At 67.7% G+C, this 13363-nt stretch carries 10 protein-coding genes and 1 tRNA gene; 2 read left to right on the top strand and 9 right to left on the bottom strand.

All coding sequences use genetic code 11. From position 1 onward, the window contains the following. Positions 1-64: 64 nt before the first annotated feature. The 6 genes from lhpH to AKI39_RS05050 form a co-directional block, all read right to left on the bottom strand. On the bottom strand, positions 65-1072 hold the full coding sequence (lhpH, locus tag AKI39_RS05075) for a trans-3-hydroxy-L-proline dehydratase (protein WP_066633177.1): 1008 nt from the start codon (positions 1070-1072) through the stop codon (positions 65-67). 108 nt (positions 1073-1180) lie between these two features. Beyond that, positions 1181-2167 (bottom strand): Bug family tripartite tricarboxylate transporter substrate binding protein, encoded by a 987-nt coding sequence (locus tag AKI39_RS05070; protein ID WP_066633175.1) that lies wholly within the window; start codon positions 2165-2167, stop codon positions 1181-1183. Positions 2168-2205: 38 nt separating this feature from the next. After that, positions 2206-3159, bottom strand: a complete 954-nt coding sequence (locus tag AKI39_RS05065; protein WP_066633173.1) for a ketopantoate reductase family protein — start codon at positions 3157-3159, stop codon at positions 2206-2208. A 9-nt stretch (positions 3160-3168) separates the two neighbouring features. Further along, positions 3169-4923: a thiamine pyrophosphate-requiring protein gene (locus AKI39_RS05060; RefSeq protein ID WP_066633171.1), complete on the bottom strand. Its 1755-nt coding sequence runs from the start codon at positions 4921-4923 to the stop codon at positions 3169-3171. A gap of 175 nt (positions 4924-5098) precedes the next feature. Continuing rightward, positions 5099-6553: an aldehyde dehydrogenase family protein gene (locus AKI39_RS05055; protein ID WP_066633169.1), complete on the bottom strand. Its 1455-nt coding sequence runs from the start codon at positions 6551-6553 to the stop codon at positions 5099-5101. A 594-nt stretch (positions 6554-7147) separates the two neighbouring features. Next, positions 7148-7819 carry an RraA family protein gene (locus AKI39_RS05050; RefSeq protein WP_066633161.1) on the bottom strand — a complete coding sequence of 224 codons (672 nt, stop codon included), beginning with the start codon at positions 7817-7819 and terminating at the stop codon, positions 7148-7150. 450 nt (positions 7820-8269) lie between these two features. On the opposite strand from AKI39_RS05050, the gene AKI39_RS05045 reads away from it, so the two are divergent. Beyond that, on the top strand, positions 8270-9127 hold the full coding sequence (locus AKI39_RS05045) for an oxidoreductase (protein ID WP_066633158.1): 858 nt from the start codon (positions 8270-8272) through the stop codon (positions 9125-9127). A 15-nt stretch (positions 9128-9142) separates the two neighbouring features. Here the strand turns inward: AKI39_RS05045 and AKI39_RS05040 are convergent, their stop codons facing one another. Next, on the bottom strand, positions 9143-10105 hold the full coding sequence (locus AKI39_RS05040; RefSeq protein WP_066633156.1) for a LysR family transcriptional regulator: 963 nt from the start codon (positions 10103-10105) through the stop codon (positions 9143-9145). 108 nt (positions 10106-10213) lie between these two features. Further along, complete coding sequence (locus tag AKI39_RS05035) at positions 10214-11614, bottom strand: amidase (protein WP_066633153.1); 1401 nt, start codon at positions 11612-11614, stop codon at positions 10214-10216. A 282-nt stretch (positions 11615-11896) separates the two neighbouring features. Here AKI39_RS05035 and AKI39_RS05030 point away from each other — a divergent pair. Next, positions 11897-11970, top strand: a tRNA-Cys gene (locus tag AKI39_RS05030). A gap of 62 nt (positions 11971-12032) precedes the next feature. Here AKI39_RS05030 and AKI39_RS05025 read toward each other — a convergent pair. Next, a complete protein-coding gene (locus AKI39_RS05025; protein WP_066633145.1) occupies positions 12033-13355 on the bottom strand; it encodes a cytochrome c in 1323 nt (440 codons plus the stop codon). Between the last annotated feature and the right edge of the window lie 8 nt (positions 13356-13363).

The following is a 13363-nucleotide window of genomic DNA, read 5'->3' as shown; positions in this document are numbered from 1 at the left end:
CCGCGGAACCGGAGCACCATGAAGCAGGTGCAGGAAGCGGCGCCACGACGCGGCCGCCGCCCGTCTATCGCACCAGGAAGCCGTTCTTCAGCGGATCGCGTTCATCCAGCACCCAGTTGGCGAAGCCGTGGATGCTGGCGCGGCCCGATACCTGTGGAATCACGGCGTCGTAATCCCCCACCTTCGTGCGGCTGAGCGCGCGCCCGCGCATGAGAGTGCCGATCACCGATTCGTTCTGGAAATCCTGATCCAGCGCCAGTTGGCCCCGCGCGACCAGTTGCGCGATGCGGCCGGCGGTGCCGGAACCGGTGGGCGAGCGGTCGACCTGGCGATCGGCGAAGATGCAGCAGTTCGCCTGCGTGGAGCCGGCATGGCGCGGCGGGCCGTTCACGATGGTGCCGTAGATGTGGTTCAGTTCGGGGATGAACGGGTGCACGACCGGATAGGCCGCGTTGGCGGCGGTTTTGACTTCCGCCCCGAAACGGACCAGGCGCTCGATATCGGATGCGTCGACCACCAGGCCATGCGGGGCGGCATCGGTATAGAAGTAGAAGGCGCCGCCGAAGGCGATGTCGCCGGTAACGCGGCCAAAAGTAGAGGTGTCCACCGACACGTCGCGGGCCACCAGGAAGGATGGCACGTTGACGAAGCGCACCTCGCCGGCCCGTTCGCCATCCCATTCGACGAAGGCTTCGATGAACCCGCACGGCGCATCGATGCCCACGCGCGTTTCCGGCTGGCCGCGCGTCACCCACCCCAGCTCCACGGCGGCCGTTGCCAGCGCGATGACACCGTGTCCGCAATGATCGCTATACCCTTCGTTGTGCACGAAGATCACGCCGAAATCGGCATCCGGCGATACCGGATCGGTCAGGTAGCCCGCGTACATATCGGCGTGGCCGCGCGGTTCGAGTATCAAGGCCCGCCGCACGTCGTCCAGGTTTTCCTTGACCCACGCGCGGCGCTGCACGATGGAGGCCCCCCGAAAGCGCGGCAGGCCGCTGGTCACGATGCGGAAAGGCTCGCCGCCCGTGTGCGTTTCCACGGTGCTGACCATGCGTTCGAACTTCATGAGGGGATCATTCCAGGATGGCGGATCAGGGCCGTCGCGGACGTCGTCCCGCGGCGGGGCCTATCGTATGTCAAATCCCCGCCCGATGAAACCGCCTGCCGCGGCCGGCTAGTTCGGCTGGATGCCAGCGTCCTGCGCGATTTTCTTCCAGAAGGGAATTTCCTGCGCGATGCGCTGGGCAAAGTCCCGCGACGTGCTGCTGGCCGGCGTAATCGACATGCCTTCCACCCGCTTGCGGACGTCGCCATCGTCCATGATGGTCTTGACCGTCTCTTCCAGCTTGCCCACCACGGCCGGCGGCGTACCCGCCGGCACGAAGAGGCCGCTCCACAATTCCACCGTCATGTCGATACCCAGTTCCTTTAGCGTGGGCGTATCGGCCATGTAGCTGATGCGTTGCGGCGACGTGACCGCCAGCGCGCGCACGCGACCGCTGGATATGCCCTGCATGGCCGGACTGGAATCCGCCAGCGTCATGGTCGCATCGCCCGTGCTGACCGCCATCACGGATTCATAGCTGCTCTTGTAGGGGATGTATTCGAACGCCGTTTGCGTACGCCGCTTGAACAGCTCGGTGATGAGCTGGAACGATGCCGAGCTGGCGCTGTAGTTCGATTTTCCTGGATGATCCTTGGCGTATGCGATCAGCGTGGGGAGCGATCCCGTATCCGGGTTGGACTTCTGGGTCACCAGTACCAGCGGAAAAGTCCCCACCAGCGATACCGGCGTCAAGTCTTTCTGCGGATCGTAGGGCAGCTTCTTGTACAGCGAGGGATTGAACGAGATCGGCCCGCTGGCGCCCATCAGCAGGGTGTAGCCGTCCGCCTTGGCCTTGGCGACGAAATTCGCCGCGATGATGGAACCGGCGCCCGGCTTGTTTTCCACGATCACGGGCTGCTTCAACAGCGTGGACATTTTTTCTCCCACCACGCGGGCCAGCAAATCGTTGGCGCCACCCGCGCTGTAGCCCACGATGATGGTGATGGGCTTGGAGGGATAGGCGTCCTCGGCATGGACGGATGAAGCGCCGAGCACGGTGCCGGCCGACAGGGCCATCGTGCCCAGCCGGTACGCGAGGGAACGCGTCAAGGTCATTGCAGTCTCCAGGGGGGTATCGGCTTCTCTAGGCCGTATCAGGGATCGATTCTGGTTTCTTCGAGCTGAACCGCACGCGCGAGCTCCAGGCCTTTGACCAGGCGGTAGACCGTGCGGCATGCCGTCACCGCCACGCCCAGGCGATCGCCCTCGCGCACGATGTAGCCGGTCAGCTCATCGATTTCGGTGGCGGCGCCGCGCGCGATGTCCAGGGCCATCGAGCCCGCATGCCGCGTGATGGGACGTTCGCCCGCGCGCGTTTGCTTGACCAGGTGCAGGGGATCGAATGCGAGCCGGCCGCCCAGGGCGGTCACGACGTCGATGCATTCGCGCGCCATGTCGTCGATCAGGTCGCGTACTTCCGGCACGTCGTAGCGCGCGCGGTTCACGCCCAGCAGCAGCGCGCCGACCGGATTCATCACGGCGTTGAACACGAACTTGGACCACACCGCGTCCATGGGATCGGCCAGGGCCTGGGCCGGCATTCCGGCATCGGACAACAGTTGGGCCAGCCAGGCGCAATCGTCCACCGTGCCGCGCGCCGGGCCGATCCAGGTGGTATTGCCGTGGATCAGATGCTCGACGCGGCCGGGACCCAGAAAGCGCCCTGCATCCAGCGCGACGCCGCGGGCGACCGGCCCCGCCCCACCGGCCAGCAGGGTTTCGGTGTTGCCCATGCCGTTCTGCAGGGTCACCAGCAGCGGGGTGTTGCGCAGCACCGGCCGCAGGGCGGCCCAGGCCGCGCCGGTCTGCCCGGACTTGGTCAGGAAGATCAGCGCGTCGAAGGAATCGCCCGCGACCGCCTGGGCGCCGGTGACGGCCCGAAGTGGCACCGTGCGCGGCGCAGGCCCCTCGACACGCAGGCCGTCGCGGCGGATGGCATCGATGTGTTCCGCATTGACGTCCAGCACGGTCACGTCCGCTACGCCCGCCAGATGCGCGGCGAAGATGCCGCCCATGGCGCCGCAGCCCACGATCAATATGCGCCGCATGGCCTGCCCTTACAGCGCCGCGATGCGCACGTGCATGACGGCGGCCTGGCCGGCATCCACGGCGGCCAGGCAGCGCGCGATCGCGGCTTCCAGCTCGGAGGGCTCGGCAACGTATTCACCGTGCGCGCCGAAGGACGCCGCCACGCGATCGAAGCGGCGCTCGCCCCGGCCCGCCAGCTTGGCCTGGAAGTCGCCGCTCCCCGCCGCTTCGCCATCCGGATACACGCGCAGCACCGCCTCCTTGACGGCCTGCCAACCGCCGTTGTCCAGCACCACGGTGAATATGGGCAGCTGGTATTGCTGCGCGACCGCGTAGACCGAGGTCGGCGTGGAGAAGTGAAAGCCGCCGTCGCCGACGAACTGCACCACCCGCGCATCGGGCCGTGCCAGCTTGACGCCCAGGGCCATGCCGCCGCTATAGCCCAGGCCGCCGCCCGAACATCCCAGCAGGGTCAGCGGCTTGCTGCGCGGAATCTGCCCCAGCACCGCCGGCGAATTGCGGATCGCCTCGTTGACGACCACGTCGTCGCTGGAAATGGCGCGCCCCACGGCGGCGCACACGTATTGCGGTGACAGCGCCTGCGCCGCGCCAGGCTGCGCGGCGGCCCGCGCCAGGGTGGCGCGGCGCTGCTCGTTGTCCGCGGTCCAGCCCTCGCGACGCTGGCGTGCCCGCGCGTCGAAATCCGGCGTGGCCAGGGCTTCGACCGCTTCCAGCACCTGCTCCAGCACGCGGCCGCAATCGGCCTGCAGGCGGCGATGCGTGGCAAACCCCCACATCGGGAAGTCGCGCTTGACCGGGTCCACGTCGATGTGCGTCCACGCGGTTCGCGGATTCTCGCTGGCGAAGGCGGGCAGCCAGGGCACGTCCACGTCCAGCAACATGCCGACATCCGCGCCGGCCAGGCCGGCCTTGGGATCGAAGCCGCCAAAACAGGCCGCGTCGCGCGGCACGTTCATGTACGTGGGCATGAATTCGTAGACACGCATGCCGCAGCGGTCCGCCAGCCGGGTCAAGGCCGCGACCGCGCGCGCGCTGCGGCCCAGGTAGGCCGTCACGGCGATCGGCGAGCTAGCGGCGATCAAGTCGCGGGCGATGGCCTGCGCCTGTTCCGGATCGATACCACCCAGCGTCACGGCGCCATAGCGGTCCGCCGGATAGCCGGGCATCTTCGATTCCGGCCAGGACTCGGCCAGCGTCTCGCGGGGCAGCGTCATATAGACCGGCCCCGGCGGATCGCTCTGCATCATCGTGTGGGCGCGGCGCAGCGCTTCCTTGGCGACGACGCCGGACGGCAGCGTGTATTCCCACTTCACGTAGGGGCGAACCAGGCTGCCGATATCGAAGGGATCCTGGACGAAATGCACGTAGTTGTCGCGTGAAGCCGGCAGCTCGCCGCGCAGCGTATAGGGCGCCTTGCCCGCCATCAGCATCACGGGCAAGCGGCTGCGGAACATATTGTGCATGCCCATCGCCGCGTTCGCGGTGCCCGCGTCCACGTGCACCATCACGGCCTGTCCGCGCCCCGTCATGGCCGCATAGCCCGCGGCCATATGCACCGCGACGTTTTCATGCGGGCACAGCACCGTGGCGGGCGCACGCCGGCCTTCACGCTGCCATCGGGCCAGTTCCTCGATGAGCGTGACGTGATCGGTGCCCAGGTTCGAGAAGATGTACTCGACCCCGGTGTCGGCCAGTCCCTCGAGGAAATAATGCGCCGCCGTGCGCGTGGTGTCCGCGCCGGACGCTGCGTGCTGCTTGTCCATATCGTCTCCGTTGTTGTGTCTTCTTGGTGGCTGCCATGGGTGCATGGCCGAGCTTGCCCACGATGCTGCCATTGCCGTCATTGCCGACCCGGACCACGCCGGCGCCATTGCCGGCCTTGCCGCGCGTGCGCCGCCGCGGCGGCGGCAGCCGCCACAGCCCCGCCGTGCCGCGCGGTCAGGATCGAACGCCCGTTTCGAAGTAGTAGTGCTTCGTTTCCAGGAAATCATTGAGCCCTTCCGCCCCATGCAGGCGGCCGTAGCCACTGTCGGCGCGGCCGCCTGTTTCCGCTTCGGCGAACAGGCGGTTGTGGGTATTGGCCCAGACGGTGCCGAAGCGCAACCGGGCGGCGACGCGTTCGCTACGCACGCCGTCGGCTGTCCACACGCTCGATGCCAGGCTGTAGCGCGTGGCGTTGGCGCGGCGGATCGCGTCCTCTTCGTCCTTGAAGCGCTCGACGATCAGCAGCGGACCGAACAATTCGCGTTGCACGTATTCGGACTGCAGGTCGTCGATGGCCACCAGGCTGGGCGAAAGGAAGGCGCCCTTGGCAAGCGCGCCGCCCGGCGCTTCGCCACGCACCAGGACCTGGCCGACGTCGCCGGCGCGCGCGACCAGGCCCGCGATGCGATCGCGGTTGGCGATATCGATCATGCTGCCCATCTGCGATTGCGGATCGCTGCCCACGCCCACCCGCACCGCGCGGAAGGCCTCGGCCAGCCGTCGTGTGAAATCGGCGTAGACGCTGTCCTGCACCAATACGCGGGTGATGGCGGTGCACTGCTGCCCGGCCAGGATCAGGCTGCCGGCGGTGATGCCCTTGACGGTCGCGTCGGACGCGCCGTCGGCGAAGACGAGCGCCGGCGCCTTGCCGCCCAGTTCAAGCGACAGGCGTTTCAGCGTGCCGGCGGCGGCAGCGGCGATCTTCTTGCCGACCGCGGTGGATCCCGTGAAGCTGACGACATCGACGTCCGGCGATTCGCACAGGGCCTGGGACACGGCCGAGCCGCCTTCGATCACGGAATTGACGATGCCGGCGGGCAGGCGCGGGTCGACCGTCAGGCATTCCAGCGCCAGGTTGTGCGCCAGCGCCGTCTGGAAAGCCGGCTTGATCACCGTCGCGCATCCGGCGGCCAGCGCGGGCGCGAGCGAACGCACCAGCAGGGTGATGGGGGCGTTCCACGGCAGGATAATGGCGGCCACGCCGGCTGCCTCGCGCCGCAACGATGCATGGCAACCCGGCTCCACCTCGATGATGCGGCCGAACAGATTGCGCGCCAGTCCGGCGTAGTACTTCAGCTCGGACACGCCGGCCAGGATTTCACCCAGGGCCTCGCGTCGCAGCTTGCCGTTCAGCGTGACCAGCCAGTCGGCGATCTCGTCCTTGCGCGCCTCCAGCCGCACGGCAAAATCCCACAACACGTCGGCGCGCAGCCGGGGCGAGCGGCGCCAATCCGGCTGCTCGAAGGCGCGCCGCGCCGCGGCGATGGCGGCATGCGCTTCGGCCGTGCCGCCATCGGCGAAGTGCGCGGCCGCCTCGGACGTCGCGGGATTGTGCGACAGGCCCTGGCGGCTCTGTCCCGCCACGGATTCGATCCAGGCGCCGTCGATGTAGTGCTTGGCAAGCTGCATGCGTGTCGTCCTCCAACGGTAATCGGTACGAGGCGGCCCCGGGCGCGCGCGGCGGCGGGGTGTGCGTATTCGTCGCGCGGCGACCCACCTTGAAGGCGGGTGTTCCGGCACATGGGGTATTGGGGGGATGGTGTCGCGGCGGCGCGGCGCCAGGCCGCTATGGCCGTCTATCGGCCACGCTGCCGGAATTTCGGAGCGAAACAGGATGCACGAAAGCGCGGCGGATGCCCGCGCAGCTACACATGGCCATGACAGTCTCCATATAGCACGCCGCACAGCGCGGCCGCTATGCCCATGTCCGGCGACATCGGTCGCCACCCAGGCTCTTGGCCGGATCGATCGGGCCTGGCGGTGCCAGCGCGATCCTCCGGTCCTTCTTGTCTATCGTCTTCGAGGGAAATTATCCCGTCGGAGCCATGCATCCCGAAATGAATTTAAATTATCAACCATAACGTCCAGGATATACCTGGCCGGACGGCGCGATGGCAGGTGATGATGGCCACGGCCGGATCCCGGGATTCCAAGGCGGACTCCCGGGCGGATCGAGATCGGCGGCACATGCCTGGACCGCGACCCGGTTCACCGCCAACTGGATTACTTGGCGATGCAGCCCAGCGCCTTCAGCCGCGCATCGATCCAGCTGGTGTCGTGCTTGCCCGACGCGATGTTGGCGAAGGTTTTTTCTTCCGCGGCGTGCTTGGCCTTGGCGGCCTCGTAGATGGCTTCGGTCTGGTCGTAAGGAATGCAGAGCAGGCCGTCGTCGTCGCCCACGATCAGGTCGCCCGGCTCGATGGTCATGCCGTCCAGCGCGATGGTGCTGTTGATTTCACCCGGGCCGTCCTTGTAGGGACCGCGATGGGTGATGCCGGCCGCGAACACCGGAAAATCGCCGCGCCGCAGCGCACCGGCGTCGCGGATCGAGCCGTTGATGACGATGCCGCCCAGTTTGCGCGACTTCGCGTACGACACCATGATTTCACCGATGATCGCATTGGTCAGGTCGCCCCCGGCGTCCACCACGATGACGTCGCCCGGCGCCGCAAGGTCCAGCGCCTTGTGCACCATCAGGTTGTCGCCCGGACGCGTGCGAACGGTCAGGGCCGGCCCCGCCATGAAGCTGCCGTCGTGCATGGGCCGCAAGCGCGGGCCGCCCGCCGTCATGCGCGACATCACATCACTGATGTTGGCGACGGGCAGGCCGACGAACTTGGCGACGACGTCGGCGGCGACGGCACGGCGGCGCGCATGGATTTCAAAACCGATCATGAGGGGTTCTCCGGGTGTGGCTTGTGTTGTAAAGGTTTGGACCGCCGTCAAGCACCCGCGCCGTGGCACTGCCCCGGCCGGTTGCCGGGATGCGGCCCCAGGCCGCCACACGGCGCCCCTACATCGTAATCGACGCAAGCTGGCGGGACGCTTGCAAGGGGATGAGGGACGCGAAGGCCGGGGCTCTGCCTGTGCCGCGGGCTTTTGCCTGTGCCCGCGGACTTTTGCCCGCACCGCCGACTTTTGCCCGTGCCGCGGGCCTTGGCGGTGATGGCGCGATGCGGAACCGCCGTGGCGGGGCGGATTGACAAGTTTTACTTGGCGATCAAGTCAGCGTTTCGTGGCTAGGCGGGCCCCCGCCGCGCGCCTACAGTGACATCCAACGCGGTACCGGACTTCAAACCCATCCGCCGCGCCCCGCCACCTTTTCAAGCCTACCGGAGCACTGCCATGACGACACTATCCTCTTCCTCCATCAAGCGCGTATGGTTCATCACCGGCGCCGCGCGCGGCCTGGGCGCCCTGATCGCCGACGCGGCGCTGGCCGACGGCAATGCCGTCGTCGTGGCCGGCCGCAACGTGGCCGCGCTGGCGGAACGCTTCGGCGATTCCCCCAACGCCCTGCCCGTACAGCTGGACGTGACCGACGAAACCCAGGCGCGCGCCGCCGTCAGCGCCGCGGTGGCACGCTTCGGCCGCATCGACGTGCTGATCAACAACGCAGGCTTCGGGCTGCTGGGCGCCGTGGAGGAAGCCGACGACGCCGACGTACGCCGCATGTACGACACCAACGTCTTCGGTCTGCTGAACGTCGTCCGCGCCGTGCTGCCCGCCATGCGCGAACGGAAAGCCGGCCATATCGTCAATATCTCGTCCATCGGCGGCTATCGCAGCGCCGCCGGCTTCGGCGTGTACTGCTCCACCAAGTTTGCGGTGGAAGGCCTGACCGAAGCCCTGCATGATGAACTGGCCCCGCTGGGCATCCACGCCACCGTGGTCGAGCCCGGCTACTTCCGCACCGATTTCCTGGACGCATCGTCGCTGGTGAAGTCGCCAACGGTGATCGCGGATTACGCCGAGACCGCCGGCAAGGTGCGCGAGCAGGCCGCGCAAGCCAACCACCAGCAGCCGGGCGATCCCAAGCGCCTGGCCCAGGCCATGGTCAAGCTGGTCGACGCCGACCGCCCGCCGCTGCGCATGCCCTTCGGCACCGACACGCTGGCCGCCATCGCGCACAAGAACGCCTACGTTACCGAGGAAACCGAACAATGGCGCGAACTGGCGGCGTCCACGGACTTCCCGAAGTAACCCGCGTGGCGGCCCTCAGCTACCCCGCTGTTTTCGCCTGCGCGCCGGCCTGCCGGCGCGCAGTTCTTCTTCCGTCAGATGCCATTCCGTGCTGGCCTGCAGCCGTTCCATCATGAAGTCGATGAAAAGCCGCACCCGTTTCGGCATCTGCGCACGGCGCGTGTAGCACAGGTACATCGCGATCCGCTGCACGGTATGCGGCAGCAGCACCGGCACCAGCCTCGCCGCGCGGATCAGGGGCACCGCGGTGAAGCTGCCCAACTGCCCTATCCCCAGGCCCGCCAGCACCGCGCGGGTCTCCAGGTCGGGATCGTTCATGCAGATGGAGGGCGGCACATCGCGATAGACGATGTCGTCGCCGACCTGGAATTCCCACGGCGCCACCTTGCCGGTATTGGGCTGCAAGTAGCCGGTGCAGCGGTGCGATGCCAGATCGTCGATGGTGGCGGGCGCGCCATGCCGGGCCAGATAACCGGGCGACGCGCAAACGATCAGCTGGATAGGCAGCACCCGCCGCGCAATGATGCGGCCGTCCGGCTGCTCACCGGCGCGAAACCCCACGTCGATGCGTTCCGCCACCCAGTCCTGCAGGCGATCCTCCAGCTGGATGTCCAACTGCACGTCCGGATGTGCCTGCGCGAACGCCTCGAACAAGGGCCACAGCACCGAATAGCCCAGGCTGCGCGGCGCCGTGACGCGCAGGGGGCCGGTGGCAAGATCGGCATGACGGGCGCCGTGCATGGCGTCATTCAGTGCTTCCAGCGGCGGCTGGACGGACTCCAGGAAGCGGCGTCCCTCGTCGGTCAGGCTGATCTGTCGCGTGGTGCGATGGAACAAGCGGATGCCCAGATGCTTTTCCAGCTGCGAGACCGCCAGGCTGGCGGCCTGCGGCGTCACGCCCTGTTCAATGGCGGCCTTGCGCAGGCTGCCCAGCGTGGCCGTCCTGACGAATAGCGAAATGGCGCGGATTTCGTTCACCAGTTCCCCCTGTTCCGCTCTTGGCCACGGCCGGACGGCTGGGCCGATGCCGTGTGGCGGATGTTGTCTGTCCTCTCCCCAGGCGGCCGCGTGATGCCGCCGGGCTTTTCAGGCCAGCCCTTCCGGCCGACGCTCATGCCAGCGCGTCGCCTGCTCGTAGGCATACGCGGCCCGCAATATCAACGGCTCGTCCCACCCACGACCGACGAACTGCACGGACAGCGGCAATCCTTCCGACGAAAATCCGGCCGGTACCGCCACCGAGCACAGATTCATCAAATTCGCCATGCGATTGAAATGCGCCAGCGTGGAAGTCGTTTGATCCACCTCCGCCAACGGCACCGCGGGCAGCGGCGTGGTCGGCAGCAGGAGCACATCGGCCCCGTCCATCGCGGCCGCCATCTCGGCCCGGGCCTGCTCGCGCGCCTTCAGCAGCCTTATGTATTCGAAGGCGCGGATATCCCGCCCCAGCAGCACGCGCCGCCTGACATACGGATCGACCTGAAGGTCGTCGCGCTCGCAGATATCGCCCAGGTTGGCATAGCCTTCCGCGCTCATGATGCCGCCGTTGATCTGCATATAGTCGGCGCAACGCTTCGGCAAAGGCCGCCGGACCACGAGCGCACCCAGGCCTTCGAGCGCTTGCAGCGCCGCATCGTAGGCCGCCAAGACGGCCGGATGCACGCCGTCTCGTTCTTCGTCCGGCATCGCCCACACGCGCATGCCCTTCACGCCGGCGTCCAGCCGGGCCAGGACGGACCGGACAGGCGCCTGTAGCGAGGACGGATCGCGCGGATCCGGACCCGCGATCGCGTCCAGCATCCAGGCAGCGTCCCTGACGGTATGCGTCATCGGGCCCACGGTGTCCAACGTGGCGCTTAGCGGCATCAAGCCATCGCGACTGACCAGCCCCAGCGTCGTCTTCAACCCAACCAGGCCGCACAGCGAGGAAGGGATGCGCACCGAACCGCCGGTATCCGTGCCGATGGCCGCGCAAGCCAGGCCCGCCGCCACCGCGACGCCCGACCCGCTGCTGGACCCGCCCGGCACCCGGTGCGTGCGCATGTCCCACGGGTTGCGCGGCGTGCCGAACGAGGCGTTGGTGCCCCATCCGCCGAAGGCGAACTCCACCGTATGCGTCTTGCCCAGCACGATCGCGCCCGCGCCTTGCAGCTTGTTGACCACCGTCGCCGTATGGTCCGCGATGCGCGCCGGCCGCGACTTCGACCCGTGCGTCACCGGTCGTCCGGCGATATCGAACAAATCCTTGATGGCCACCGTGATCCCATGCAGCGGCCCCAGGACCACGCCGGCCGCACGCAGTCGATCGGCGGCCTGCGCCGCGGACATCGCCGCATCGGCATAGACGTCCATATAGGCATGGAGAACAGGATCGAAGCGCTCGATCCGGTCCAGCCGCATCCGCACCAGCGCCTGGCTCGTCAGATCGCCGCTTTCGAGGGCGCGGTGGATCTGTTCCAGGGAGGCGAAGGGATCTACAGGACTCATGGGACTCTCCGGGGCCAAGGGCGCACGTGACGCGACATCGTACTTCCCCCCGGGGAAACTGGCGTCCCAAACAGGGGTGGCCCTTCGGGTGGCGCCGCGGATTTCGCCGCGACGGCCGCCGCATGATCCGCGCCTTCGGCAGCGATTCCAGGGGCCCGGCCGCTTGCCATGCAGGCGCCCGCGAGATGATGTTAGAATGCTGGGCTTCCCTCCGGCGCCCGGCGTTTTATCCCCGGCAACGGCTGCGGAAATTGTCCAGGGACATAGGTCCGGGACAGCGAAGGCGCAATGGCAGAGTGGTTATGCAGCGGATTGCAAATCCGTGTACGTCGGTTCGATTCCGGCTTGCGCCTCCAAACCGATCCAGGCTCGCAGCGATGCGGGCCTGTTTTGTTTGGGGCGCAAGACCGGGTGCTGCCTAGCGCACCGGGGCCGCGACCGCCCCGACTTCCTTGCGGACCTTGGCCACCTGGTCGGCCGTAACGGCCGAGGCCTGGTTGCCCCAGCTGTTGCGCACGAAGGTCACCACGGCCGCGACCTCCCCGTCGCTCAGCCGGTAATCGAACCCCGGCATCGCATACTGCGTGGGCGCGGACCGCGTGCCGGGCATCTGCGCGCCCTTCAACACCAGGTGTATGAGCGAAGCGGGATCGCCGCTCAGCACGGTCGAGCTTTGCGCCAGCTGCGGGAAGGTCTCTGCGTAGCCCTTGCCCGTGCTGCGATGGCAGGCCGCGCAGTTGTTCAGGAAGGTGATCGCGCCTTCGCTCTTGTCGCTGCCCGTGCGCAGGGCCTGGCCGGTCGCGTCGCTGTAGGCGAGCGTCCGCGCGTCGCCCTTGCCGGCCGGCGCCAGCGTCTTCAGGTAGGCCGCGATGGCGGCCAGGTCCGCATCGCTCATGTGCTGGGTGCTGTCCTGCACCACCTGCGCCATGCCGCCGAACGCGGCGGAGTGCGCATTGCGCCCGCCCTTCAGGAACGCTGCGATGTCTTCCTTGCTCCAGCTGCCCAATCCGCTATTGACGTCGCCGCGCAGGTTCTTGGCCAGCCAGCCTTCCACGACGGCGCCGGACAGGAACGCGGTGCCGTCGGCGTCGGTGGACGCCTTTTCCTGGAGCGCGAAGCCGCGCGGCGTGTGGCAGGCGCTGCAATGGCCCAGGCCTTCGACCAGGTAGCGTCCGCGCAGCACTTCGGCGTCGCCGGACGCCGCCTGCTGCCCGCCCGGCGCGGAAGCCGTGCCGTTTGCGACATCGGGCGCGAACAGGCCCCGCCAGATGCCCAGGGGCCAGCGCATCGACAACGGCCAGGGAATATCCGTGCCCTTGTTCTGCTGCTTGACCGGCGTCACGCCGTGCATGAAGTACGCATACAGGGCCTTTACATCATCCGGGCTGACGTGGGCGTACGAGGTGTAGGGCATGGCGGGGTACAGGCTGCCGACGCCCTTCCCCACCCCGTGACGCACGGCGCGGTCGAAGTCTTCGTAGCTGTAGTCCCCGATGCCGGTTTCCTTGTCCGGCGTAATGTTGGTCGAATAAACCGTGCCGATCGGCGTATCGAAGGGCAGTCCGCCCGCGTAGGGCTTGCCGTCCTTGGCCGTGTGGCAGGCCACGCAATCGGCCGCGCGCGACAGGTATTCACCCTGTTTGATCAATTGCGCGTCGACGTTGCCGCCGGCCGGCGCCTCGGCCCACGCATGGGCCGCCGCCAGGGTAAGGGCGACGGTGACGAGATGTGGCTTCATCATGCTCCCCT

The organism is Bordetella sp. H567 (assembly GCF_001704295.1).
Classification (GTDB): Bacteria; Pseudomonadota; Gammaproteobacteria; order Burkholderiales; family Burkholderiaceae_B; genus Bordetella_C.
Note: the sequence above shows the minus strand (reverse complement) of the source record. Positions and strands in the feature narration are given on the sequence as shown.